Genomic DNA, 25407 nt, shown 5'->3' with positions numbered 1-25407 from the left:
GCCGGAGCCACATATCTTCACTGGGAATTCAGGGAAGGTTCACCTCCGGCGCGGCCCCTCGTTCGCCCCCACCGAGGCGTGGATCCCCAGGTAGGCTGGATGCGCGGCAAGTCCCCGTGCCGTCGCGGCGCTGTGCCGCATGGTGACACGGGAGGATGCGCCGATGACCACGCCCGACGCACACACTGCGGGAGACCCAGAGGCGGTGACCAGGCATGACCCACGTGGCGGTTCGCCCCACGGAGGTGTCTATACTGGCGCCCGTTGCCGCCTGCGGGTCACCCCGCGCGCCCCAGTCCCAGACGTTGGAGTAGTCCAGTGACCTCATCCCGCCCCTTGCGCGTCGCCATCATCGGCGCAGGCCCCGCTGGCACGTACGCGGCCGACATCCTGTCGAAGACGGACATTGAGACCTCGATTGACATCATCGAACGGCTCCCCGCGCCCTTTGGCTTGGTCCGCTACGGAGTGGCTCCCGACCACCCGCGTATCAAGCAAATCATCGTGGCGCTCGCGAATGTTTTGGGGCGCGGCGACATCCGCCTGCTCGCCAACGTGAACATCGGCACCGACCTCACGCTGAAGGACCTCGGCGAGCACTATGACGCGGTCATCTTTGCTACCGGATCGTTCCGCGATGCCGACCTCAACATTCCTGGTATTGACCTGGATGGCTCTTTTGGCGCCGCCGACTTTGTGAGCTGGTATGACGGCCACCCTGATGTGCCTCGCACCTGGCCGTTGACGGCCAAGGAGGTCGCGATCTTCGGTGTGGGAAACGTGGCGCTCGACGTGGCTCGCATGCTCTCGAAGCACCCCAAGGATCTGCTCCCGACGGACGTCCCCGCGAACGTGCTGGAGGTGCTCGAGGGCTCTCCGGTGACCGACGTCCACCTCTTTGGCAGGCGCGGTCCTGCTCAGGTGAAATTCTCCCCCCTCGAGCTGCGCGAGCTGGCTCAGGTTCCCGATGTCGACGTCATCGTCTACCCCGAGGACTACGACTACGACGAGGGTTCGCTCGCCGCGATCGACGGGCATCACCAGACCAAACAGGTCGTGAAGACCCTCAACGACTGGACGCTGCGCGAGCCCACCGGCGCCTCACGACGCATTCACCTGCACTTTCTCCAGGCGCCACACGAGGTGCTCGGCCAGGATGGCAAGGTGACCGGCGTGCGCGTCGAGCGCACCGCGCTCAACGGCGACGGCACCGCGAGCGGCACGGGCGTGTTCATCGACTACCCGGTCCAGGCGGTGTACCGCGCCGTCGGTTACTACGGCACGCCCATCGAGGGGATCCCCTTCGATGACTCGAAGGGCACCATCGCCAACGAGGGCGGCCGCGTGGTCGACGGTGGGGATGTGGTTCCGGGTTACTACACGACCGGCTGGATCAAGCGCGGCCCCGTTGGCCTCATCGGCTCCACCAAGTCCGACGCCGCGGAGACGATCCAGCACCTCGTGGACGACTCCGAGCGCCTGTTCGCCGAGTCGAAGGCGGGGCCCGAACAGCTCAGCCCCGACAACGTCTTCCAGCTACTGAAGTCGCGCGGCGTGCCCGTGGTCGAGTGGAAGGACTGGGAAGTCCTCGACGCCCATGAGAAGGACACCGGCGAGGTTCAGGGCCGCGAGCGCGTCAAGGTCGTTCCCCGCGAGGAGATGACCGACATCGCCTTGCGCCGCGACTAGCGACCCCCACCCCACCCCCCAGCAAATGGCTTGATTTGTACCGCCTTGGGCACCCCATCGTCCGCAAATGGCTTGATTTGTACCGCTCTCCTTGGTAGTTGGCGGCGTGATCACTGGATCGGCCCGGCGGTGCGTTCCCACGCTCATGTCGAACCTCCTGGCATCCTGGAACGCGGACGGCCGCCTGCCCGTTTTTAGGGCACAAGGAGGAACACCGTGGGATCCCGACGCTATTTCAATGGAGCCAAGACGCTTGGCCTATTCGTGCTGCTCTGGGCAGTCATGCTTGGCGTCGGCAGCGTCGTGTCTGGCGGCCGCTTCTTTTGGGCCTTCGCGGCGTTCTCGGTGATCGGCACGACGATCGGGTACTGGAACTCGGCGACGCTCGCGATCAGGGCGATGCACGCCTTCCCCGTGACCGAGGTCGAACAGCCAGGGATGTATCGCATCGTGCGGGAGCTCAGCCGTGAGGCAAATCAGCCGATGCCGCAGCTCTACGTCTCGCCCACCCAGGCGCCCAATGCCTTCGCGACCGGCCGCAATCCCGCCAACGCCGCGGTGTGTTGCACGGAGGGCATCCTCGCTCTTCTCGATGAGCGTGAACTGCGCGGGGTGCTCGGCCACGAGCTCATGCACGTGTACAACCGCGACATCCTCATCGGCTCCGTCGCGGCGGCGCTCGCGGGCATTGTGACGGCGGTGGCGCACATTTCCTTGTGGTTCGGCGGCGGCCGCAACAGCCGCGACAACCCGTTCGGCATCCTGGGCTTCGTCGCGATGCTGATCCTGGCGCCGCTCGCGGCCACCCTGATCCGCATGTCGATTTCGCGCACGCGAGAGTATGACGCCGACGAGGACGGCTCGACCCTCACGGGCGACCCGGCCTCCCTCGCGTCGGCGCTGCGCAAGCTCGAGGCCGGCACGGCCGCCCACCCGTTGCAGCAGACCTCTCAACTGGAGAACGTCAGCCACCTCTTTATTGCCAACCCGTTCAGCAGCGTGGGCCTCGCCAGGATGTTCTCGACGCATCCTCCGATGGAGGACCGGATCGCTCGCCTCGAGGCCATGACAAGCGGCCGACGCTACATGGGCTAACAGTCGCGCCCAGGTGTTGTGGCTCAGGACGTTGGTGCCACGGGTTCGGACCATGGCCGTGACGACGGCAGACATCGTATGGATGGCGAGTCATTCGCGGTAGCGTCGTTCTCGGCGGCGCGACGGCCTCCCCGTCGGCGCGCCTCAAGCCGCACGCGGGCGCTGAAGGGAACCTTCACCGCTGCCGGTCGTTGTGTGAAGAATGTAAGGACCTTGGCTCACGTCGTCGTACATGGTTCGCGGCGTGGGAGACTTGGACGTCACCGATCCAATGGAGTTGCCCTCGTGAAGCATCGTTTCATCCTGCCTGCCGCCGTCGCGGTAGCCGTACTTTCCCTTGCCGCCTGCACCCCAGCCTCTGTGGTCAGCCCTTCGTCGGGAGCGAGTGCGGCGCCAGCCACATCAGTCCCGTCACCCACTGCCGCTGCGCACGTTGCGCTCCCGGGGGTTGATCCCACGGCGGCGCTCGCGGACATGAAGTGGGTCGACAACGGCTCGGGCTCAGCGCCTGGCCTGACGTTCACCTATCCCATCAACTTCACCGCGAGTGGTGGCAGGGTCATCAAGGACGGCACCGGAGCCGCTCTCAAGGATGGCCAGATTCTTTCTCTCGACGTCGTGCAGTTCTCCGGCGACGATGGAACCGTCCAGAATTCCACGTACAAGGACGGCAAGGCCATTCCCGTCACGCTCAGTTCATCGTCTCTCGACCCGGTGCTCTACGGCATCTTGTCGAAGGCACACATCGGCGCGCAGGTTCTCTTCGCGGTTCCCGATGCGGGCCAGGGTGCTGTCGTCGTCGCGTTCGACGTGATGGGAGCGACCGATGTTCTCGCCAAGCCGACCGGCGCGACCGTGGCGCCGGTTGCGGGGTTGCCGACGGTGACGCTTGACGGGACCGGTAAGCCTTCCGTGTCCTTCACCGGTGCGACGAAGCCGACCGCTCTGGTATCTCAGGACCTCATCACCGGTACTGGCCCAGCGATCGCTGAGGGTCAATCCGTGACGGTCAACTACACCGGTTGGTTGTGGGATGGAAAGCAGTTCGATTCGTCCTGGGACAGGGGCTCAACGGCCACCTTCACCATTGCGACCGGTTCGCTGATTGATGGTTGGGTCAAGGGAATGGTCGGCAAGACCGTCGGAAGCCAGGTTCTCTTGGTCGTGCCGCCGGCGCTCGGATATGGAGCAGCAGGCCAGGGCACCACGATCCCTGGTGATTCCACTCTCGTGTTCGTCGTGGACATCCTCGCGGCAAACTAAGTTCCGCTGGCGCTTCGGCGGGGGCCTACCGCCCCTGCCGAAGCCTCTTGCGGTGAGCGTGCATTTCGGGGCCAAGCGCCCCAAGTGATACTCTGTTCGTCGCTTCACGAGAAGCGATGGGGCTATGGCGCAGTTGGTAGCGCGTCTCGTTCGCAATGAGAAGGTCAGGGGTTCGAATCCCCTTAGCTCCACCAGGAAGGGCCGCCCGCGAGGGCGGCCCTTTTTCGTGCCGCGGGCACCCGTTTGACAGGCTCGAGACGGGCCCCCGGGCCTCTCGACGCGGGCCTCATGAGGGTCCACGATGGAGTGAAAAGTCCCTTGAAACCCGTTTTGTGCACTCTCGCTGGACCCAAATTGGGGCCCCTATTTGCATGAAAACGCCGGTGTGACAGACGTCACAATTCGCCACACGCACCGGCTCGCAAAGGGAGACTCGCAGGTGTGATGAATGTCACCGGCAGCGATAGCCCCTCTGAGGACACAAAATACCTAATAACTACGGGTTTAGCGCATCGGCTATTCACATTTCTGTGAAAGTGTGACCGACCTCACAGGGTGGCCAATTCGTCCGTTTCAGGGGCATTGTTGCCTTGCTCACAGACCCGGTTCTTTGGACCATATCTGACCGATGCTTTATTCATGGTTCAGATGAAATTGAGGCACGTGGCCGGGGCTGTTTGCCTCGCACTCAGCGTTGCCATTGCGCCCGTGCCCGCCGACACTGCGGCCGCCGCGGGCTTGTCCGTGTCCGTCAAGGAAACCTCGTGGACCCACGCGATCAACCAGTTGCCCGAATTGGCAAAAGTGGTGGAAGCGCGCCACGTGGTGGCACTGGCCGACGCGAAGACCTCGCTCGCCGCGGATGTCAGGACGGCCGAAGACCTCTTCACGTCATCGAAGGGCAAGGCAGCCGATGCGAGCCGCAGGGCGCTTGCGGTGGAGACCAACCGCGCCTACTCGCTCGTGATCCTGTCCGATGATGAGAAGGCCCCGCTTGTCGAGCAAGTTCAACTCAGGGCGGATATCGAAAGCGTCAAGGGCGAAGTCGCCGCTTGGGAAGTGGCTGAGGCGGCGAGGGTTGCTGCAGAAGCCGCCAAGGCCGCAGAAGCCGCCAAGGCCGCAGAAGCCGCCAGGGCCGCGGCGAGCCGCCCGAGCGTGCACAAGACGTCGGGGGGTGCCTCGTCTTCATCGGGTGCTGCCGCGTCTAGTCAGACGCCGAAGCAGTATCTCGAGGCAATCGCCAGGTCTTACGGCGGAACGATCTCGTGGTCAGATGCGCCATGCGGCCGGTTTGCCGGCGGCTCGATCGGCGGCTGCTTCCAGGGCGGGTCCACCATCTACGTTTCCAACGCCGCCTACAGCACGTGGTCCTCGGCGTCGGGTCGGGGTCGCAACGTTGTCCTCCATGAGTCGAGTCACATGATCATTCTCCGGACGTGTGGCACCGTCGGGATTGGCGGCTCGCGTTTTGAGAACGTGACGGACGCATACTCGATTCTTCTCGGAGGCGGTGGAACCAACTACGGGTACAACGCCAACGACATGGCGATCGCAAAGGCCGCGGTCGGCGGCACGTGCCTCATGGGCTAGAGGCACTTCGCGCCTTGCCTTTGGCGGCGTGACAGTGTCGTCCTCCCCCCGCAGAGAGATCCGAACGGTATGACCAGTCTCCATAGTGTTATAGTGATTCTATAACAGTGCTATTGGAGAGGTAGGTGTCATGTCCGAAGCGACACAGACGCCGGTGGTCCGTCGATTCATCCTCGTGGCGCTCGTCGCCCCGGCATTCTTGACCATCGTTGCCATTGCGCTTCAGCTCTCGTGGCGCCACGATCTTCCTGACCCCATCGCGACGCACTGGGGGCCATTGGGCGCGGCAGACGGTTTTGGCGGGCTCGCCACGATTCTCATCGTTGCCGCCGTCCTTGGGCTCGGGTTGCCCGCACTCATCGCCGCGACCACGCTTCCGCTCCTGATGCGCGGTGCCCGCGGGGCGAACTTTCGGTTCATGGCCGCGCTTGCGGTCGGCCTGTCGGCGCTATCGGCGGTGCTGAATACCTGGACGGTGGACCTGCAGCGGGGGCTGGCCGACGCGCACAACGCCCCCAGCGTCTTCCCCGCGCTCGTAGCGGGCTTTGGGGCGGCCGCCGTCGCCGGGGTCACAGGGTGGCTGTTTCAGCCCCGCCAGCAGGCAGTGGTGCCCGGACTCACGCACGCGGTCCCCTTGGGTCTCGCGCCCGGAGAGCGGGCGGTATGGATGCGCACGGCGGCGATGGCGCGACCGTTCAGGATCCTGTTGTTTGTGATCGTGGCGGGACTCGGCCTCGCAACAGCGGGCCTGTGGATCGCTGGGCAGACCGCCGCCGCGTGGATCTACCTGGGCACCACGGCTCTCGTGGCGCTTGCATTCGCGGCGGCAACCACCTTTCACGTGCGGGTCGACGAAACCGGTGTCACCGCCGTTTCCGCCCTGGGTGTACCCAGGTTCGGCGTCGCCATCGCGGACGTGGCCGATGCAGGCGTGGCACGAGTCAATGGCTTCGCCGAATTCGGTGGATGGGGCATCCGGCAGCGTCCAGGCGCGCTCGGGATCATCCTGCGCAACGGGGAGTCTCTGCAAGTGACCCGGCGCAATGGCAGGCGCCTGGTCATTACGGTCGACGATGCGGAGACCGCCGCCGCGCTCCTCCTGGCATTCGCCAAAAGGGCGAGCACCATGCCACCCGCCGCACCGTGAGCGGCAAGGAGAAGTCATGCTGATTCGAGTCGACTCCTCGAGCGACATCTCGATCTTTGAGCAGGTCGCCGCCGCCATTCGAACCGACATGGCGGCCGGCCGCGTTCGCCCCGACGACAAACTTCCCTCCGCCCGGGATGTGGCCGCATCACTGGGCATCAACCTGCACACGGTGCTACGCGCCTACCAGGTGCTACGCGACGAGGGCCTCGTCGACATGAGAAGGGGGCGAGGGGCCGTCGTCACATCGGCCGCTGGCGATCTGACGGAACTCACGGAAGACATCCGCGAGCTCGGTGCGAAGGCCGCCGCCCTCGGGATGACGGCGGACGCGCTGGCGTCCCTCGTTCGCGACAGTCTCAAGGCAATGCCCTAGGTCCCTCCAAGCCGATGCGGATGCGGGTGCCAGCGCACCGCGCGGTGGCATGGTTCTGCGGCGCGGCGAGGGATGCGTCGGTGGCACGATGGTTACGTGGCCGCAACGCCCGTCCGAGAGAGGAAACACCGTGAGCCAGCGCACCGCCGTCGTCACCGGAGCATCGAGCGGGATTGGCGCCGCCAGCGCGCGCGCCCTCGCCTCCCAAGGATGGAATGTCGTCCTGGGTGCGCGTCGCGTCGATCGGCTCGAGGCCCTCGCCGCGGAGATCGGTGGCGCCGCGCATCATCTGGATGTGACCGATCCCGCGTCGACCGCAGAATTTTGCGCTCAAGTGGAGACGTGCCACCTGCTCGTGAACAACGCGGGAGGGGCGCTCGGGGTGTCATCCATTGCGGAGTCCGATGACGCCGAGTGGCTGCGCATGTTCGAGATGAACGTGATGAGCACGCTGCGCATGACGCGCGGCCTCTTGCCCAAGCTCATCGCTTCCGGTGATGGCCAGGTCATCACGATTGGCTCGATCGCGGCGCGTGAGTCGTATCGCGGCGGGGGTGGTTACAACGCGGCCAAGCATGCCGTTGCGTCCCTCACTCGAGTGTTGCGCATCGAGATGCTCGGCCTGCCTGTGCGGGTGAGCGAGATTGATCCCGGTATGGTCGCGACCGAGTTTTCCGTCGTGCGCTTTGGGGGCGATCAAGAACGTGCCGATTCGGTCTACGCGGGGATGACGCCGCTCACCGCGGAGGACATCGCCGAAACGGTCACGTGGATCGCCTCGCGACCTTCCCACGTGAACATCGACCAGGTACTGATGATGCCGCGGGACCAGTCCTCCGCTCAAGTGGTGAATCGGACCTCATAGCCGCTCGCTTCGAGCCCTAGTGAGCAACCGCCAGCGCAGGGGAGGCCACGAGGGAGAACAGGTCCTTCGGGTCCTCGGGCGACGTGATGAGGTCGATCTCCCCCGCAAAACGCGTGCCTCGGACCTGCTCGTTGAGGTACTCGAGCGCAACGAAGTCCTCGATCGCGAAGCCCACGGAGTCGAAGAGCGTGAGCTCGCCGTCCATGAGGCGTCCGGGGGCGAGGCCCGCGATGACCCGCCAGAGAGGCTCGACGGGGTGGTCGGCGGGCAGCAATTGGATTTCGCCCTCAATACGGGTCTGCTCTTCGTGCTCGACAAAGATGCGGGCGCGGCACGTGATTGCGGAATCGAGTTCGGTCTTGCCTGGCGAGTCCCCTCCTATCGCGTTGAGGTGCATTCCCGCCGTCACCATGTCGTCCGTGAGGACGACGGCATTCACCTTGTCGGCGGTGCAGGTGGTGACGATGTCTGCCCCGCGGCACGCATCGGCCGCGCTTGAGGCCCGATAGATGTCGAGCCCCCAGTCGGCCATGTTCCGCTCGAACTTGTCCATCGCGGCGGGGTCGATGTCCCAGATGCGAACGTGGGTGATTCCGACAACCGCCCGCATGGCCAGGGCCTGGAATTCCGACTGGCTGCCGGTGCCGATCAGCGCAAGGACGCGCGCGTCGCGGCGGGCAAGGCGCTTCGCCGCCATCGCCGACGTCGCGGAAGTGCGCAGGGCCGTCAGCAGGTTCATTTCCGCGATGAGCACGGGATATCCGGTCCCGACGTCGGCCAGCACGCCGAACCCGGTGACGGTCTGTAGCCCGCTCGCGGGGTTCGCGGGGTGGCCGTTGACGTACTTGAACGCGTAGTGGTTTCCGTCGGAGGTGGGCATCAATTCGATGACGCCAAGCGGCGAATGCGATGGAATGCGAGGCGCGCGTTCGAAGTCGAGCCAGCGCGTGAACGCGGCCTCCATGCGTTCCACCAAGTCCACGATGATGGGCTCGATGCCGCGCTCTGAAATCCACTCGCGCATGCGAGGAGTGTCAACACAGGCAACCATCAGAACTCCCTTTCCGGCCCGCGCAACGCGAGCGTGCAGCACTTGACGCCTCCGCCACCGAGCAGTAGCTCGGAAAGGTCGACGCCGATGGGCTCGTAGCCGTGCTCCCGCAACTGGGCATGGAAGCCCGTCGCGCGCTCGGCGGTGACGACGTGAAGGCCGTCGGAGACCGCATTGAGGCCGAACACGGCCGCGTCCTCCTCAGACACCTCGATCGCATCGGGGAACCGGTCGCGCAGGAGGGCAAGGCTGTCGGCATCGAACGCGCCGGGTAGGTATGCGACGTGTTCGTGTCCGACTCGGCCGTCGAGCACAGCGAGCGCGGTGTCGAGGTGGTAGAACTCGGGCCTGACGAGGCGCAGAGCGATGACCTCGCGACCGAACACGCGGGCGGCCTCATCGTGGCTCGCGGGGTCGGTGCGGAACCCGTGGCCAGCAAGGATGACGTCTCCCACGGCGAGGAAGTCGCCCTCACCCTCGTTGACGACGCTCGCGTGGCGAACGTCGTAGCCTGCGACTCCGAGCCAACTGGCGTATGCGGGGCCCTCCGGTTGGCGTTGTGGGTAGTGGAAGCTGGCCGTGTAGGCAACCCCGTCGATCACCAGGCCACCGTTCGCCGCGAAGACCATGTCGGGGAGCCCATGGATCGGATCGATCTCGTGCACCTCAAAGTCGAGGCGCTTGTAAGCGTCGCGAAGCGCCTCCCACTGGGCGACCGCACGCGGGGTGTCGGTGGGGGAGTCTGGGTTCATCCAGGGGTTGATCCGGTAGGTCACCGTGAAGTGAGAAGGGCGGCACATGAGAACGGTCAATGGGGTGGCCACGCGAGTGGCGCGCTGGGACGGCGCGGTGATGGTCATTGTTCCTCCTAGGCCATAAGGATCGCAAAGAAAGCGTGCAAAAGTACGGCCCTGAGCGCTCAATACGTGCAAACACATCGCGCGTCGTGCGAGAATCAAGCGTCTAAGGAGAGAGTATGACGATCGACGATCTCGACCACCGGATCATCGATGAGTTGCGTGTTGACGGAAGGGCGAGTTTCGCGGACCTCGGTTTGCGGGTGGGTCTGTCCGCGTCGGCCGTCAAACGCCGTGTCGACAGGCTTGTCGATACGGGGGTGATTCGCGGTTTTGGCGTCCGCCTTGATCCCGACGTCGACGGCCAGAAGATCGAGTCGTACGTGGAGCTCTTTTGCAGGGGGACGGTCGCCCCTCATGAACTCACGCGCATCCTCGGCGCGATCCCGAACGTGGTCGAGGCCCTGACGGTGACGGGTCAGGCCGACGCGATCGTCCGTCTTCGCGCGGCGACGATGCCCGACCTCGAGGTCGCTCTTGAGAAGATCCGTGATGCCGCGCAAGTCGACAAGACCCGCAGCGCCATCGTGCTCTCTCGGCTCGTCGACGAGAGGCTTCGCTGACGGATGAGGGAGATTGGCTGGCGGCGGCCTACCTCCACAGGAGGCGCGCGAAGGCGAAGCCAGCGAGGGCTCCAAGCGTCCCCATGAGAACGATGCCGAGCGTGGTGCGGCGGGCGAGAGTCCAACCGCCGCCAATGGTTGCGGCCTCTTCGGTCGTCGTGGTCTCCATACCCACATAACGTCCGGAGGCGAAGTTCCGTTGGGTCGACGCCGCACATTTTGGCGGCGAAGCTCACCTACCAGGTGGGAAGCCAGACGTGGATCGTTTGGTACCACGCAGGAATCGGCTGGCCGGTCCACACGGGGTAGAAGAAGGCCGAGACCACAAGGACAGCGACGAGGAACCACCCGACGGCGAGCCCACGGACTCGCGAATATCGGCTCTCGAGGTGGTCAAGTCTAGCGAATCTCTCGAGCGCCCACGCGAGCATCATGACAACGAATGGCGCCATCGCGACCGAATAGAACGTGAAGATCGTGCGGTGGGCGTACGGCTCCCACGGGAGCCAGCCGATGAGCACGCCGGCGCCGAAGATTATGCCGATGCTGTCGTTCTTGACGACCAGCCTCCAGATCGCGAAGCACAACGCCGCGAGCCCCACCCACCAGATGAGTGGGTTTCCGATCGACGTGATGTCCTCGACGCAATTGCCGCCGCGGCACGTGGACGGATCCGCCTTCTCGAAGAAGAACGCGGTCGGTCTGAACTGGATGATCCAGCCGGCAGGGTGCGACTCCCACGGATGGGGGGTGTCAAGGTGCTTGTGGTAGTTGTACATGCTCACGTGGTATTCCCACAGCGACCGGAGCGCAGGGGGAAGCCACGTCACACCCTGGCCGGGGTGCAACTGAGCCCAGTCGCGATCGTAGGAGCCCTTGGTGAGGAACCAGTTCGCCCACTGCGCGATGTAGGTCGCAGGCATCAGGATCACGGTCGCAAGTGCGCCAGGCAACCCTGACCGCAAAGCGGCTCCCGGCAGCCAATGCTTGTAGCCGGCCGCGCGCCTGTCGGAGGCATCCAGGAGGACAAATACCAAGAGGAACGCCGCGGCAAAGGTTGCCCCCGACCACTTCACGCCCGACGCGAGGCCGAAGGTGACGATCGCCGCGAGACGCCACCAGCGGATGCCTACTCGCGGGCCGAAGGCGCCAGTGGTGTCAGGAGGATGTTCCGCGTAGATGCGTTGCGCTCGCCATCTATCGAGCCACAGCAGCGCGAAACCTGCCACCACAAAGAACGTGAGAAAGATGTCGAGAATCGCGGTGCGGGACAAGACGATGTGTTCGCCGTCGACCGCGAGCAGCACACCGGCAACGCCTCCCCACACGGTGGATTTCATGATGCGCCGCACGAGCAGGGCGACGATGAGGACCGTCATCGTGCCCAAGAAGGCGCCCGCGAAGCGGTATCCAAAGGGGCCGTTTCCAGCGATTTTCATACCCGCGGCGATGAGGAGCTTTCCCACCATTGGGTGCACCACATAATCGCCGTCGGTGGTCAGATCCGAGAAGTTGCCCATCGCAAAGTGCCCGCCGTCGTGGCCCCACTTGCCCTCGTATCCCATTTGCAGGAGCGAGTACGCGCCACGCGCGTAGTACACCTCGTCAAAGACGAGGGCACGTGGGTGGCCCAGGTCGGCGAAGCGCAACACGGCCGCGAGCGCGGTCACCGACGCGGCCATGACGGTGGCACGCCAGCGCCAGAGGGTCACAATCACAAAGAGAGCCTAAGCCCTCGCGCGGGGGGCGTCCGTGCCGGCGTCGCGCCGTGTGTCACGCTTGGTACATGACCGGGCGAATTCTCTTGGCGGCCACACCCATCGGAAATGTGGGCGATGGGTCGGCTCGCCTCTGGGAGGCACTCGCATCCGCCGACGTCGTGGCGGCAGAGGACACCCGCGTGACGCGGGACCTCGCCGCGCGCGCTGGGATATCGATCACCGGCGAACTTGTCGCTCTTCACGATCACAACGAGGCCCGCACGGGCGCCTGGCTGATCGACAGGGCGCTGGCGGGTGAAACGATCGTGGTAGTGTCCGATGCCGGAATGCCGCTCGTGTCGGATCCCGGATATCGCATGGTGACTGCGGCGATTGCGGCCGGCGTTGATCTAGGAATTCTCCCTGGACCGTCGGCACCGCTCGCGGCGCTAGCCCTCTCGGGCCTCCCGACTGATCGCTTTGCCTTTGAGGGTTTTCTGCCTCGCAAGGAGGGCGAGCGCTCCGCCGCCCTCGCAGGTCTCGCCGCTGAAGAGCGAACGCTCATCTTCTTCGAGGCGCCTCATCGCGTCGCGGTGACACTCGCATCCATGGCCATTGCCTTTGGCGCCGATCGACGGGCCTCCCTATCCCGCGAGATCACCAAGAGGTACGAAGAGACCCTTAGGGGCACGCTCGCCGACCTCGCCGCCTGGGCGGCAGCGTCCGAGGTTCGCGGCGAGATTGTCGTGGTGGTCGCGGGCCGCGCGCGTGAGGCGCCGCCCCTGGCCTCTATCGTGGCCGAGGCGTTGCGGAGGGTTGCCGTGGGCGAACGCGCCAAGGCCGTAGTGGCGGATCTTGCCGCAACGTTCGGCGTGCCGCAACGAGACCTCTACGCCGCAGTCGTCGAGGCGCGCTCCTCCACCTAGCGGCGTCTAGGCGCCCCTAGCCTTCAGTGCGGCATCCACGGCGGGATCACCCAACTTGCCGAGCCACGTCAGCAGGTCGGGGTATGTGGATGGATTCGCGGCGACGGCGGCGCGCAGTTCTGGGACTTTTGCGGCAATCTCGAAGAGTGCCTGCAACGGCGTTTCGGGGGCCGATGCCTCTGCCGCCCTGGGATGGACAGATTCGGGGGCGGGCGCCTCGGGTTCGAGGATGGGTGCCTCGGGTTCGAGGATGGGGGCGTCGGGTTCGAGGATGGGGGCGTCGGGCTCGACGAACGGGGTCTCTGGCTCGGGCTCCTCGATGGGGGTCTCGGGCTCGAGGATGGGGGCGTCGGGCTCGAGGATGGGGGCGTCGGGTTCGAGGATGGGGGCGTCGGGTTCGAGGATGGGTGCCTCGGGCTCGTCGAACGGGGCCTTGGCTTCGAGAGCGGGGGTCTCGGACTCGTCGAAGGCAACCTCGGACTCGTCGAAGGCAACCTCGGGCTCGTCGAAGGCAACCTCGGGCTCGTCGTAGGTGGCCTCGGGCTCGTCGTAGCTGGCCTCGGCTTCGAGAGCGGGGGTCTCGGGCTCGTCGAACGGGGCCTTGGCTTCGAGAGCGGGGGTCTCGGGCTCGTCGAACGGGGCCTTGGCTTCGAGAGCGGGGGTCTCGGGCTCGTCGGTGGGGGCCGTAGCAATGGGCGCGCCACTTGCACGCAAGAGCGAGCCGTAGTGCGCCCTCATGCTCGTCGGCGCGGCAAGCAAGACGAGGGTCGCGGTGGGCAGACCGAAGGTGTAGATGAGGTCGACGATGCCAAGCTGCGACAGGCTCTCCACCAGGCTCACGGCCACGACTCCGACGACCACGGTTCCTGCAGTCAGTGCCAGAGCAAGAGGCCGGGTGGCGGCCTCGCCGGTGCGCACGAGCGCAAAGGCTCCCGTCGCCATAGCGGCGATGATCACAAGGGCGAAAATGTATTCGACCGCCTTGCCATTGGAAGCGACGGTGTTCGAGGTGATCGTCAAGACCGTGATGATGGCGCTGGCGACGACCCCGCTGGCCTGTGCCAAGAGCAGGATCCCGGCCGAGCGCACATACCGCTGGACATCTTCGATGTGCCGCATGGAGTCACGGATCAGGTGCGAAGAGGCCAGCGCGCCCAGGGTGATCAAGGCGATGATTCCGAACCCGGGCCGGTGGGCGGACTCCACGCCTGTCATCGAGATCTTCCAGTCGGAGAACCAGTCGATGATGATCGCCCCGAAGACGACGACGCCACCCGTCACCGTCACGGTGCGCGTCACGGCCGACCGGCGGATCAGTCCCGCTGTGATCAGGACGAGCGGCACGAGAACGAGGAGCACGGTGACGAGGAGGGCGATGGTGGACGCCGCGCCGTTGACGACGGGCGCCCACTCGACGAAGACGTTGATGAAGTTGATCAGGGACATCGCGACCCACAGTCCGCCGAGGCCAATGACGGACAGTTGCATGATCTTCGCCTGGAGCGCGCCGACCGGCGAGTTTTCGGACTCGACCTGGCGAGGCATGCCCGCAAGCGCCGCGCCCGTGAGACCCGTCGCCGCAGCCCAGCCGATGCCGCCAGCCAGGTACCAGCTATCGCCGATCTTGGAGACATCGAGAATCAGGTAAATCGCGACGACCACCGCGTACGGCGCGTTGGCGGCCGCGCGAATGAGACCCACTTGGGCGGCGGAGACCCCCGCGCCAAACACCTTGGCCCGTGCGAGGTACGTCAGCGACAAAGAGGCCACCGACACCAGTGTCACGAGCACGACCTCGAGGTGGTCGGTTGCGTGCTTCACGCCGCTCGTCGAGTCCACGTTCCATCGCATAGCCAAGGACATGAGCAGCAGCAGCAGAGCCAGCGCATCCCGGACCAGGTCGGGAGTGGGGACGCCCGCGAATGGGTTGGAGGTGGGGGCGGCTCCGCCTTGGTTTGTGGGCATCGATGTGGGTTCTGCTGTCATGGTGCCGTACCTTCCGTTGTTCTAGTGACCGCCGCAATGCGATGTCGTCACAAGCTACGAGTGCCCGCCGTCCGCGGCAGCCAACACTTACCCTAGCGAGGGGAATACCGTGTGAGCCAGGGTGGGTGTGGCGTGGCAGGGACCGTGGCCCTGAGAGCGCCTCGTTGCCGCGGAAGTCGGCAGGTCGAGAACCCACGCCTCGCTAGGATGAACCCCATGTCACGCATCCTCTCCGCTGTCGCTTGGCCGTACGCCAACGGTCCCCGCCACATCGGACACGTGGCGGGTTTCGGTGTGCCATCTGATGTATTCAGCCGGTACATGCGCATGGCCGGCCACGACGTCCTGATGGTGTCGGGAACGGACGAGCACGGCACGCCCATCCTGGTCCAGTCGGAGAGGGAAGGGGTGAGCCCCCAGGCACTCGCTGACCGCTACAACAGGGTCATCGTGGAGGATCTCGTCCAGTTGGGACTCACGTACGACCTGTTCACGAGGACAACGACGGCCAACCACTACGCCGTGGCGCAAGAGTTGTTTCGCTCGGTGCACGCCAACGGCTACATGGTGGCTCAGACGACGCGCGGAGCAATCTCGCCCTCGACCGGCCGCACCCTTCCCGACCGCTACATCGAGGGCACGTGTCCCATCTGTGGTGACGACGGCGCCCGCGGCGATCAGTGCGACAACTGCGGCAACCAGCTCGACCCGATGGACCTCATCAACCCGGTCTCCAAGATCAATGGCGAGACTCCCAAGTTCGTCGAGACCGAACACTTCTTCCTCGACCTTCCCGCTCTCGCAAACGAGCTCGCGGAGTGGCTTGGTGCGCGCAACGGTTGGCGACCCAACGTCCTCAACTTCTCGCTCAACCTGCTCAAGGACGTGCGTCCGCGTGCGATGACTCGCGACATCGACTGGGGCATCCCCGTCCCGCTCATGGGCTGGGAAGACAACCCCTCCAAGCGTCTGTACGTGTGGTTCGATGCGGTGATCGGCTATCTCAGCGCGTCGATCGAGTGGGCCCGCCGCCAAGGAGACCCAGAGATGTGGCGCCTGTGGTGGAACGACCCGGCGGCCCTTTCCTATTACTTCATGGGCAAAGACAACATCACCTTCCACTCGCAGATTTGGCCCGCGGAACTCCTTGCGGCCAACGGCAAGGGGTCCCGCGGCGGCAGCCCTGGTTCTTTCGGAGTATTGAACCTGCCCACGGAGGTCGTGTCGAGCGAGTACCTGACGATGGAGTCGAACAAGTTTTCGTCATCGCGCGGCCACGTCATCTACGTGCGGGACATGATGGCCCGCTACCAGCCCGACGCGCTGCGCTACTTCATCGCTGTCGCTGGCCCAGAGACGTCCGACGCCGACTTCACGTGGGCGGAGTTCAAACGCCGCACGAATGACGAGCTCGTCGCCGGGTGGGGAAACCTGGTCAATCGCACGGCCTCGCTTCTGCACAATAATGTCGGCTCTCTGCCGGCCAGGGACAACCTGGAAGACATCGACCGGGCCGCGCTCGAGCGCTCGAGCAACGGTTTCGACGAGGTCGGCAGGCTCATCGGCATCCAACGGCAGCGCCAGGCCATCGGCGAGGCGATGCACGTCGTCGGTGACGCCAACAAGTACCTTGCCGACACCGCGCCATGGAAGCTGAAGACGACCGATCCCGAGCGCATGAAGACCGTGTTGGGCGTCGCGGCTCAGTTGGTTTCCGATGCAAATACCCTGTTGGCGCCCTTCTTGCCGCACAGCGCGCAAAAGGTGCACGAGGCCCTCGGTGGAACGGGAATCTTCTCGCCGATGCCGCATATCAGCGAAGTCGAGGATCTTGACCGCCCCGACAGGGGCTACCCGATCATCGAGGGCGACTACTCGGCGCAGCACGGCACGTGGAAGCGGTTGGACCTTGTTGCGGGAACCCCGGTTCCTCCTCCGGTGCCCGTCTTCACCAAGCTCGACGACGACATCGTCGAACAGGAACTTGAGCGGATGCGTTCCGAGTCGTGAGCACGGTCGCGTGAGCACGGTCGCGTGGGCCACGCCGCCCGAGGCGCTTCCCTCGCCGGTCGTGGACAACCATTGCCACCTCGATTTCCCGTACCGCGGCGCGGTTGAACGCACCGCCGCACAGATCCTCGACGAGGCGGGGGCCGTGGGTGTCACGCGCGCCGTCCAGATCGGTTGCGACATCGGCTCCGCGAGGTGGACGGCCGATGCCATTCAGGCCGACAGACGGCTTGTCGGAGGCGTCGCGCTGCATCCCAATGAGGCGCCGATACACGCAGCGGGGGAGCATCCCAGTGGACTCGATTACCGCGAAGCACTCGCGGAGATCTCGCGGCTGGCACGCTTGCCGCGCATGCGGGTGATTGGCGAGACGGGGCTCGACTACCACCACACGGGGCCCGAGGGTCGCGACGCGCAGATTCGGTCCTTTCGGGACCACATTGCCTTGGCCAAGGAGCTCGGCCTGGTGCTCCAAATCCACGATCGGGACGCCCACGCGGACGTTCTTGACGTCTTGGACCGCGACGGCGCCCCCGAGCGGACGGTCTTTCATTGCTTTTCCGGAGATGCGGCGATGGCTCGGGTGTGTGTCTCCCGCGGCTACTACGTGAGTTTCGCGGGCAATGTCACGTTCAAGAACGCGGCGGGGTTGCGCGCGGCACTCGCCGTCACGCCGCTCGAGAACGTGCTCGTAGAGACGGACGCCCCCTTTCTCACGCCTCACCCGCAGCGAGGCCGGGTCAATTCGCCGTCCCAAGTGGCGGCGACGATGCGCACCATTTCTGAGGTGCTTGGGGTCGACCTCGCCGATGCTTGTGCGGCGATCAATGACACCTCAGAGGCCTTGTACGGCCCTTGGTAACCACGAGCGCAGAGTTGACCAGCTGGCGCGGCGTGGGATTGGCCAAGGGCCTCCCGGCGGGCGATCCGCACGAGAATTTCCTTTGCACGAATCGGGTTGAATTTGCGTAGTGACACGCCGATATGAGACAAATGATGGTTGTCTTGTCCGCCCACACAGAGAGAATGCATGACCTATAAGAACCTGCCACCCGCACCGGGCGGTCGCCGAGAGCGCCGCCTGCAGGCTCGTGCGCGCCTGCGGATCTACCGGCAGGTGGGCAGTTCGCTCGCCGTCGTAGCGATCGCGGCGACGAGTTTCTCGACTGCGGGAGCGGCAGATATCGCCCATCGGTCGCTATCGCAGCGCGACAACACGGTCGAAGCGGTCGCTCCCGTGATAGCGGGCGACGGCAGTGTCGAGGTCAAGACCGTGACGTCGCAGCTCGCGATCGCGAATGGCACGGTTGAGCAGCCCGACACGAGTGCCAGGGTTGGGACCCGTCGGGTGGTGCAGACCGGCGCTCCCGGAGTGGAGTTGGTGAGCTACATCGTGACGACGATCAATGGCGTCGAGGTGGGTCGCACGCCGGGCCTTTCGGTCGTCGTGAGCGCTCCAACGGACGAGATCGTGGCAGTGGGGGCCCTGAGAATTCCGCCCGCCACCAATGTTCAGAGGGGCTCCAATCAAGCGCTCGGCCAACAGATGGCGGCCGACCTCTTCGGTTGGACCGGAGACCAGTGGTCGTGCCTCGACACGCTGTGGCAGCACGAGTCGGGTTGGTCTCAGACGAGTGGCAACCAGACCAGCGGCGCTTACGGCATTCCCCAGGCCCTGCCCGGCAACAAGATGGCGGTCTACGGCGCCGACTGGCAGACCAACCCTGCCACCCAGATCACGTGGGGACTCCACTACATCCAGGACCGCTATGCCACTCCGTGCGGCGCGTGGGGCCACTTCACTTCGCACAACTGGTACTAACCCCGGTGGCCGATCTTCTGGGACCGAGCGATGTCCGCACACTTGCCGAGTCGCTCGGTGCGTCCCCCACCAAGAAGTGGGGACAGAACTTCGTGGTCGATGCCGGCACGGTAAGGCGCATCGTGCGCATTGCAGGAGTCGCGCCAGGCGACCACGTCGTGGAAGTGGGCCCGGGCCTTGGCTCACTCACCCTCGCCTTGCTGGAGGCCGATGCGCGGGTGACGGCGATCGAGATCGATCCCATTCTCGCGTCCGCGTTGCCGGCGACGGTGGCCCTGCGTGCCCCTGAACAGGCGGCCGCTCTCACGGTCATTCAGGACGATGCTCTGCGGGTGCGCGGGCTCGGCGACGGCGCGAGCGGGACGCCGCCCACACTGCTTGTCGCCAACCTTCCGTACAACGTGTCGGTCCCCGTCATCCTCCATTTTCTGGAGACGTTTCCCACACTCGAGCGCGTTCTCGTGATGGTCCAGTCCGAGGTGGCCGACCGCCTCGCCGCGCCGCCGGGGTCGCGCACGTATGGCATTCCTAGCGCCAAGGCGGCGTGGTACTGCGACGTGAGAAGAGCGGGCAACGTGGGGCGGTCGGTTTTTTGGCCCGTCCCGCGCGTCGACTCCGCCCTCGTATTGATGCAGCGGCGTGACGTGCCGCTCACCGCAGCACCGCGCGAGACCGTCTTTGCCGTGATCGACGCGGCGTTCTCCCAACGGCGCAAGGCCCTGCGGGGAGCGCTTGCGAGCGTCGCGGGGTCCGCGGCGGCGGCCGAGGCCGCCCTACGCACGGCGGGCATCGAGCCGCTTACCCGCGGTGAGCAGCTCGGAATCGAGGGCTTTGTGCGCATCGCGGAGGCCCTGCCGGGGATCAAGGCGTCGCGATGACGTCGGGGCTGGCGTTTCGGTCCGAGGTGATGCGGCGCGTGCGCGCCAGGGCCTCGGCAAAGGTTAACCTCCAGCTCTCGGTAGGGCCCCGGGGTGAGGACGGGTATCACCCACTCGTGACGGTATTCCAGGCGGTTTCCCTGTACGAGACGGTGACCGCGGAGGTGCGCGACGACGCGCTCATCACGTTGCGCGTGGTCGCGGGACCGGAATTCCCTGGCGATATCGGCGGAGTGCCGCTTGATGACACGAACCTTGCGTGGCGCGCGGCGGAGGCCGTGAGGAACGAGTTTGGCGTCTCCGACGGCATCGATCTCAGCATCCTCAAGGGGGTCCCAGTAGCTGGGGGCATGGCCGGGGGGAGCGCCGACGCGGCCGCGGCTCTCGTCGCTTGCTCGGAGGCTTGGCATTGTGGCGCCACCCGCGAGGATCTCCACCGGCTTGCGGCCGCTCTGGGCGCCGATGTCCCTTTCGCTCTGCTTGGTCACACGGCTGTGGGGCTCGGAAGGGGCGACGAACTGTCTCCCGCGATGACCAGGGGAGAATTCCACTGGGTCTTCGCCATGCAGCGCGAGGGGCTGTCAACGCCCGAGGTCTTCGCTCGCTTTGACGATCAAGTCGCGGCGGGCCAACGCGCGCCCGATGCGCCTCATGTGGACACCGAGGTGATGGGCGCGTTGATGGCTGGCGACGCCGCGTGGCTAGGTCGGGCGCTCTCCAACGACCTCCAGGACGCCGCGCTGTCGCTCGCTCCGCGTCTGCATGGGGTGATGGAGACGATGTACGACGCGGACGCTCTCGGCGTCGTCGTCTCCGGCTCGGGACCGACGATCGCCGCCCTCGCAGGGAGCGCGCAGCACGCGTTGAGCATCGCCACGCGAGTTCGGGCCGCGGGCGTCGCCGACGTCGTCTTGACCGCCAGCGGCCCCGCAACGGGGACCGTGATTCTCGAAGGCTAGTCAGTCGTGACGCGCGCTACTTCTTGACGGAGTCGCGGATTTCGGCGAGCAGCTGAATCTCGGTGGGACCGGACTCTACCTCGACCGCCGGCTTCTTGAACTTGTTCATCGGAACAACGATGAGGAAGTAGATGGCGGCGGCCACCGCCAGGAAGTTCAGAATCGCGGTGAACACCGGACCGAACGCAAGCCACGCGCCCTTGCCGATGTCGATGTTGCCCACGCTGTCAAGGTTGGGCTGGCCGAAGATTCGCGAGATGAGAGGCGTAATCAGCCCGTCGACGATCTTGGTGACGATCGGTGCGAATGCGAGGCCAATCACGAAGGCGACGGCCAAGTCGATGACGTTGCCGCGCATGATGAATTCTTTGAATCCCTTGAGCATGACGTTCCTCCTCGTCGGGGGGCGACCTGCCGCGCCCTCAGCGCTCAATCTAGGGCAGGAGACCCCGACGTGTCAGATGAGCGAGCGACCTCGCCGCTAGGCGGTGGGTCCGGTCATTTCCGGCGAGCGTTCGAGCGCACTCAGCCCGTTCCACGCCAGGTTGACGAGGTGCGCGGCAATGACGTTCTTGGGGGGTTCGCGTACTTCCGCCCAGTGTTGGCCCGCGAGGGCGACCTGCCCCACGAGCATCTGCGCGTAGAAGGGCGCCACGAGCGGGTTGAGCCCACGCCGGGAAAATTGGTCTCCCAGGAGAACCTCCACCTGGGCCGCGACGTCGCCAAGGAGTGAGGAGAAGGTGCCGCCAGCCTGCGCCACTGGCGAGTCTCGAACCAAGATGCGAAATCCGTCTGGTGACTCCTCGATGTAACCCAGGAGCGCGAGCGCGGCCCTTTCGACCAGCTGTTTTGGGTGCGCCCTGCTCGCCAGCGCGCCCGAGAGCGCGCCGAGGAGAGCCTCCACCTCGCGGTCGACAATGACCGCGTAGAGCCCCTCCTTGCCGCCGAAGTGTTCGTACACCACCGGCTTGGACACATCAGCCCTCGCCGCGATTTCCTCGACCGAGGTGCCCTCGAAGCCCTTTTCCGCAAAGAGCGCTTTGGCCACTACGATGAGTTGCTCGCGGCGTTGGCGTGCGGTCATTCGTGCACGTGGAACCCGCTTCGCCTCGTCTGTCACAGTCCTAGTGTGCACGGATTCCTGGCAGAATTGAGCGCTTGGGGTCCCGAGGGACTTCTTTCCGCCCTTGTGTAATGGCAGCATGCAGGCCTTTGGAGCCTTGCGGTCCAGGTTCGAATCCTGGGGGCGGAACTCGCGACGGTAGACTTCGTGGCGTAAACCCTTCGGGGTCGGGAACCAGGCCAAAGGGGTGCGATGAGCGCAACGCGACCGGCCGCAGTGATGATCCTTGCGGCAGGCGAGGGCACCCGGATGCGTTCGTCAACTCCCAAGGTGATGCATTCGATCGGTGGGCGTTCGCTCCTTCACCACGCGATTGCCGCCGCCCAGGGCCTCGACCCTGAACGCCTCGTCGTCGTCGTGAGGCACGCCAGGGACCTCGTGGCAGGCCACGCAAAAGAGGCCGCACCCGAGGCCCTCATGGCGGATCAGGACGACACTCCGGGAACGGGACGCGCCGTGTGGTGTGGTCTCACCGCGCTCGACGCGAAGGCCCAGGCGTCCGCCACGAACGACGGTCACGGTCGGGAAGTCGTGATGGCGAGCCAGGTGTCGGGCCCCATCGTCGTCACCTCGGCCGACGTTCCTCTCGTCGACACCGAATTGCTTTCCGCCATGCTCGACGACCACATCGCCGGCGGGCGTGCGGTGACGGTGATGACCACACGCGTGGCGAACCCGGGTGGGTATGGACGCATCGTGCGCGATCCCGATGGTTCGCTTGCCGCGATCGTCGAACACAAGGACGCGACAGACGAGCAACGGGCAATCGACGAGATCAACGCGGGCATCTATGTCTTCGACGCGGAGGTCCTGAGAGAGACTCTCGCATCGCTCTCGACAGACAACGCCCAGGGTGAGCTCTACCTGACCGACGTGGTCGCGCTGGCGAGGACGGCGCTTCACGGCGTGGGTGCGTTCCTCGCGCCCGATGCGGCGGCGGTGGAGGGCGTCAACGATCGCGTTCAGCTCGCGGCCGCAGGCGCGAACCTGCGGACGCGCGTCCTCGAGCGGTGGATGCGTGAGGGCGTCACCATCGCGGACCCCTCGACCACGTGGGTCGACGTGACGGTCACCCTTGCGCCCGACTCAACGATTCTTCCCGGCACGCAGCTTCACGGCGAGACCTCGGTCGCCGCAGGTGCCGTCGTGGGGCCAGATACGACCCTCACCAACGTCATAGTGGGCGAGGGCGCGACGGTAACTCGGGTCCATGGTTCCGACTCGGTGATCGGGCCAGGCGCCTCCGTCGGGCCGTTCTCCTACTTGCGGCCCGGAACCGTTCTGGGCGAGGGTGGGAAGATCGGCGGGTTCGTCGAGACCAAGAACGCGCGCATCGGCGACCACTCCAAGGTGCCGCACCTGAGCTATGTGGGCGACGCGACGATCGGCGAGCATTCGAACATCGGAGCCGCCACGATCTTCGTGAATTACGACGGGGTGCATAAGTGGCACACGTTCATCGGCGATCACGTCCGCATTGGCTCGGACAACTCGCTGATCGCACCGGTCACGATCGGCGATGGCGCCTATACGGGCGCGGGCGCAACGATCCGCAGGGACGTTCCCGCCGGTGCGCTATCGCGAAACAGTGCGCCGCAACAGACCATCGAGGGCTGGGTGGAGTCACGCAGGCCCGGCACTGAATCGGCCGACGCGGCCGCAAGGGCACGCTTAACGGGAGGCGCGCCGGGCATCGCCGACGCCGTCGACCCGATATCGTTGGGTCAAGACAGCGCGAACAAGGGTGAACAATGACGTCGGTGATCTCGGACACGAGTGAGCGCAGGATGGTCTTCGTGAGCGGTCGCGCTCACCCCGAATTGGCCGACCAGGTGGCCCAAGAGCTCGGCATCGAGGCGGTGCCCACTACCGCGTACACCTTCGCCAACGGCGAGCTCTATGTGCGTTTCGGTGAGAGCGTGCGAGGGGCAAACGCGTTCGTCTTGCAGTCGCACGCGGCTCCCATCAACGAGTCGATCATGGAGCAACTCATCATGGTGGACGCGCTCAAGCGCGCCTCCGCGAAGAACATCACCGTGATCATGCCGTGCTACGGCTATGCGCGTCAGGACAAGAAGCACAAGGGCCGCGAGCCGATCTCGGCCCGCCTGATGGCGGACCTGTTCAAGACCGCTGGCGCGGATCGCATCATGTCGATCGACCTGCACACCGCGCAGATCCAGGGCTTCTTCGACGGCCCGGTTGACCACCTGTGGGCCATGCCGCTGCTCGCCCAGTACGTGCGCACCCGCGTGGCACCAGGCAACCTCACGATCGTCTCTCCCGATGCGGGCCGCGTGCGCCTGGCCGACCAGTGGTCGGACCACATGGGCGCGCCGCTGGCGATCATCCACAAGCGTCGCGACCCATCGATCCCCAATCAGGTCAAGGTGCACGAGCTCGTGGGTGAGGTCGAGGGCCGCACGTGTGTGCTCGTCGACGACATGATCGACACGGGTGGCACCATCGTCCAGGCGGCGAACGCCCTGTTCGAGAACGGCGCCAAGGACGTGATCGTGGCCTCAACTCACGGTCTGTTGTCTGGTCCCGCCGTCGAGCGGTTGCGCGACTCCGCCATCTCAGAGGTCATCGTCACGGACACCCTGCCTATCTCCGACGAGAAGCGCTTTGACAAGCTCACCGTGCTCTCGATCGCGCCGCTCATCGCCCGCGCCGTGCGCGAGGTCTTCGACGACGGATCGGTGACCAGCCTGTTCAACGGCGGCGTCTAGACCGTCGCTGCGCGCGGTCGCTTTATGGCGCCAAATCCCGCTACACTAGACGGGTTCCTCGGCGAGGCTAGCTCTCCATCGGGTTAGCGTGATCGACGCGGCAGATGGCCGTAGGCCTGCCTCGCTGTGGCCCCCATCTGACGTATATGAGGAGAAACCATGTCCGACGTTCTGACCCTCGCTGCCGAGATGCGCACCGAGTTCGGCAAGGGCTTCGCCCGCCGTGCTCGCGTCGCCGGCAAGATCCCCGCCGTGCTCTACGGCCACGGCTCGGACCCCGTTCACGTGTTCCTTCCCGGTCACGAGACGATGATGGCGCTCAAGCATTCGAACGCGCTGCTGACGATCGTGGTCGAAGGCAAGCCCGAGCTTACGATCGCGAAGGACATTCAGAAGGACTACGTCCGCCGCACGATCGCCCACGTCGATCTGCTGATCGTCAAGAAGGGCGAGAAGATCACGGTCGACGTTCCCTTGCACCTCACGGGCGACCCGTTCCCCGGTTGCGTCGCGGTACTCGAGCACAACACGGTGTCGGTTTCGGCCGAGGCGACTCACCTGCCCGAGCGCTTCGAGATCTCGGTCGAGGGCCTCACCGATGGCCAGCACGTCACGGCGGGCGACGTGAAGCTCCCCGCAGGTTCGACGCTGCTGACCGACCCCCACCTCACGGTCCTCTTCGTGAGCGAGACCCGCGCTGCTGCGGCCGAGGACGAAGAAGGCACCGAGTTGGCCCCCGTCGCGGAAGCGTCTGCAGAGTAGTTTCATGGTGTTC

The 25407-nt window shown here is 65.5% G+C and carries 24 protein-coding genes and 2 tRNA genes; 19 read left to right on the top strand and 7 right to left on the bottom strand.

All coding sequences use genetic code 11. The features are described 5' to 3' along the window. Nucleotides 1-318 precede the first annotated feature (318 nt). The 8 genes from BKA03_RS12265 (at nucleotide 319) to BKA03_RS12230 (ending at nucleotide 8025) form a co-directional block, all read left to right on the top strand. Nucleotides 319-1689: an FAD-dependent oxidoreductase gene (locus tag BKA03_RS12265; protein WP_062074192.1), complete on the top strand. Its 1371-nt coding sequence runs from the start codon at nucleotides 319-321 to the stop codon at nucleotides 1687-1689. A gap of 216 nt (nucleotides 1690-1905) precedes the next feature. Continuing rightward, nucleotides 1906-2784 (top strand): zinc metalloprotease HtpX, encoded by an 879-nt coding sequence (htpX, locus tag BKA03_RS12260; protein WP_062074191.1) that lies wholly within the window; start codon nucleotides 1906-1908, stop codon nucleotides 2782-2784. 285 nt (nucleotides 2785-3069) lie between these two features. Further along, nucleotides 3070-4047, top strand: a complete 978-nt coding sequence (locus tag BKA03_RS15600) for an FKBP-type peptidyl-prolyl cis-trans isomerase (protein ID WP_179398092.1) — start codon at nucleotides 3070-3072, stop codon at nucleotides 4045-4047. 118 nt (nucleotides 4048-4165) lie between these two features. Further along, nucleotides 4166-4241, top strand: a tRNA-Ala gene (locus tag BKA03_RS12250). 445 nt (nucleotides 4242-4686) lie between these two features. Next, entirely contained in the window at nucleotides 4687-5637 is a 951-nt protein-coding gene (locus tag BKA03_RS12245) for a hypothetical protein (protein WP_152649462.1), read from the top strand. A 130-nt stretch (nucleotides 5638-5767) separates the two neighbouring features. After that, nucleotides 5768-6784 carry a DUF1648 domain-containing protein gene (locus BKA03_RS12240; RefSeq protein WP_062074188.1) on the top strand — a complete coding sequence of 339 codons (1017 nt, stop codon included), beginning with the start codon at nucleotides 5768-5770 and terminating at the stop codon, nucleotides 6782-6784. A 16-nt stretch (nucleotides 6785-6800) separates the two neighbouring features. Next, on the top strand, nucleotides 6801-7160 hold the full coding sequence (locus BKA03_RS12235; RefSeq protein WP_062074187.1) for a GntR family transcriptional regulator: 360 nt from the start codon (nucleotides 6801-6803) through the stop codon (nucleotides 7158-7160). Nucleotides 7161-7290: 130 nt separating this feature from the next. Then, the gene (locus tag BKA03_RS12230) at nucleotides 7291-8025 is read left to right on the top strand and encodes an SDR family NAD(P)-dependent oxidoreductase (protein ID WP_238579364.1); all 735 of its coding nucleotides are present in this window, start codon (nucleotides 7291-7293) and stop codon (nucleotides 8023-8025) included. Between the two features lie 16 nt (nucleotides 8026-8041). On the opposite strand, the gene ocd is transcribed toward BKA03_RS12230, so the two are convergent. Beyond that, on the bottom strand, nucleotides 8042-9076 hold the full coding sequence (gene ocd / locus BKA03_RS12225) for an ornithine cyclodeaminase (RefSeq protein ID WP_062074186.1): 1035 nt from the start codon (nucleotides 9074-9076) through the stop codon (nucleotides 8042-8044). Then, nucleotides 9076-9936 carry a dimethylargininase gene (ddaH, locus tag BKA03_RS12220; RefSeq protein WP_062074185.1) on the bottom strand — a complete coding sequence of 287 codons (861 nt, stop codon included), beginning with the start codon at nucleotides 9934-9936 and terminating at the stop codon, nucleotides 9076-9078. The genes ocd and ddaH overlap by 1 nt, the downstream gene beginning before the upstream one ends. 122 nt (nucleotides 9937-10058) lie before the next feature. On the opposite strand from ddaH, the gene BKA03_RS12215 reads away from it, so the two are divergent. Further along, nucleotides 10059-10496, top strand: a complete 438-nt coding sequence (locus tag BKA03_RS12215; protein ID WP_062074419.1) for an Lrp/AsnC family transcriptional regulator — start codon at nucleotides 10059-10061, stop codon at nucleotides 10494-10496. Nucleotides 10497-10524: 28 nt separating this feature from the next. Here BKA03_RS12215 and BKA03_RS12210 read toward each other — a convergent pair whose 3' ends face one another. Both BKA03_RS12210 and BKA03_RS12205 read right to left on the bottom strand, forming a co-directional pair. Next, the gene (locus BKA03_RS12210) at nucleotides 10525-10665 is read right to left on the bottom strand and encodes a hypothetical protein (protein WP_179398091.1); all 141 of its coding nucleotides are present in this window, start codon (nucleotides 10663-10665) and stop codon (nucleotides 10525-10527) included. Nucleotides 10666-10732: 67 nt separating this feature from the next. Then, nucleotides 10733-12214 (bottom strand): dolichyl-phosphate-mannose--protein mannosyltransferase, encoded by a 1482-nt coding sequence (locus BKA03_RS12205; protein ID WP_062074184.1) that lies wholly within the window; start codon nucleotides 12212-12214, stop codon nucleotides 10733-10735. Nucleotides 12215-12282: 68 nt separating this feature from the next. Between BKA03_RS12205 and rsmI the strand changes: the two genes are divergently transcribed. Then, nucleotides 12283-13122: a 16S rRNA (cytidine(1402)-2'-O)-methyltransferase gene (gene rsmI, locus BKA03_RS12200; protein WP_062074183.1), complete on the top strand. Its 840-nt coding sequence runs from the start codon at nucleotides 12283-12285 to the stop codon at nucleotides 13120-13122. Between the two features lie 6 nt (nucleotides 13123-13128). Here the strand turns inward: rsmI and BKA03_RS12195 are convergent, their stop codons facing one another. Further along, nucleotides 13129-15108, bottom strand: coding sequence for a DUF7937 domain-containing protein (locus BKA03_RS12195; protein ID WP_062074182.1), 1980 nt, complete (start codon nucleotides 15106-15108; stop codon nucleotides 13129-13131). Nucleotides 15109-15324: 216 nt separating this feature from the next. Between BKA03_RS12195 and metG the strand changes: the two genes are divergently transcribed. From metG to BKA03_RS12170, 5 genes are all read left to right on the top strand, one after another. Then, a complete protein-coding gene (gene metG, locus BKA03_RS12190; RefSeq protein ID WP_062074181.1) occupies nucleotides 15325-17118 on the top strand; it encodes a methionine--tRNA ligase in 1794 nt (597 codons plus the stop codon). A gap of 10 nt (nucleotides 17119-17128) precedes the next feature. Next, entirely contained in the window at nucleotides 17129-17980 is an 852-nt protein-coding gene (locus BKA03_RS12185; protein ID WP_062074180.1) for a TatD family hydrolase, read from the top strand. Nucleotides 17981-18148: 168 nt separating this feature from the next. Next, nucleotides 18149-18940, top strand: a complete 792-nt coding sequence (locus BKA03_RS12180; protein WP_062074179.1) for a G5 domain-containing protein — start codon at nucleotides 18149-18151, stop codon at nucleotides 18938-18940. A 5-nt stretch (nucleotides 18941-18945) separates the two neighbouring features. Next, on the top strand, nucleotides 18946-19818 hold the full coding sequence (gene rsmA, locus BKA03_RS12175; RefSeq protein ID WP_062074178.1) for a 16S rRNA (adenine(1518)-N(6)/adenine(1519)-N(6))-dimethyltransferase RsmA: 873 nt from the start codon (nucleotides 18946-18948) through the stop codon (nucleotides 19816-19818). Beyond that, nucleotides 19815-20777, top strand: a complete 963-nt coding sequence (locus BKA03_RS12170) for a 4-(cytidine 5'-diphospho)-2-C-methyl-D-erythritol kinase (RefSeq protein ID WP_062074177.1) — start codon at nucleotides 19815-19817, stop codon at nucleotides 20775-20777. The genes rsmA and BKA03_RS12170 overlap by 4 nt, the downstream gene beginning before the upstream one ends. A 16-nt stretch (nucleotides 20778-20793) precedes the next feature. On the opposite strand, the gene mscL is transcribed toward BKA03_RS12170, so the two are convergent. Next, on the bottom strand, nucleotides 20794-21162 hold the full coding sequence (gene mscL, locus BKA03_RS12165) for a large conductance mechanosensitive channel protein MscL (protein WP_062074176.1): 369 nt from the start codon (nucleotides 21160-21162) through the stop codon (nucleotides 20794-20796). Nucleotides 21163-21258: 96 nt separating this feature from the next. Then, nucleotides 21259-21861: a TetR/AcrR family transcriptional regulator gene (locus BKA03_RS12160; protein ID WP_062074175.1), complete on the bottom strand. Its 603-nt coding sequence runs from the start codon at nucleotides 21859-21861 to the stop codon at nucleotides 21259-21261. Between the two features lie 96 nt (nucleotides 21862-21957). Between BKA03_RS12160 and BKA03_RS12155 the strand changes: the two genes are divergently transcribed. The 4 genes from BKA03_RS12155 (at nucleotide 21958) to BKA03_RS12140 (ending at nucleotide 25394) form a co-directional block, all read left to right on the top strand. Further along, a tRNA-Gln gene (locus BKA03_RS12155) sits at nucleotides 21958-22029 on the top strand. A gap of 63 nt (nucleotides 22030-22092) precedes the next feature. Then, nucleotides 22093-23655, top strand: a complete 1563-nt coding sequence (gene glmU / locus BKA03_RS12150; RefSeq protein WP_062074174.1) for a bifunctional UDP-N-acetylglucosamine diphosphorylase/glucosamine-1-phosphate N-acetyltransferase GlmU — start codon at nucleotides 22093-22095, stop codon at nucleotides 23653-23655. Then, nucleotides 23652-24632 carry a ribose-phosphate diphosphokinase gene (locus BKA03_RS12145; protein WP_062074173.1) on the top strand — a complete coding sequence of 327 codons (981 nt, stop codon included), beginning with the start codon at nucleotides 23652-23654 and terminating at the stop codon, nucleotides 24630-24632. The genes glmU and BKA03_RS12145 overlap by 4 nt, the downstream gene beginning before the upstream one ends. A gap of 159 nt (nucleotides 24633-24791) precedes the next feature. Continuing rightward, nucleotides 24792-25394: a 50S ribosomal protein L25/general stress protein Ctc gene (locus BKA03_RS12140; RefSeq protein ID WP_062074172.1), complete on the top strand. Its 603-nt coding sequence runs from the start codon at nucleotides 24792-24794 to the stop codon at nucleotides 25392-25394. Nucleotides 25395-25407 lie beyond the last annotated feature (13 nt).

This window comes from Demequina lutea, from assembly GCF_013409005.1.
GTDB lineage: Bacteria > Actinomycetota > Actinomycetes > Actinomycetales > Demequinaceae > Demequina > Demequina lutea.
This window is presented reverse-complemented; position numbering and strand designations above follow the sequence as displayed.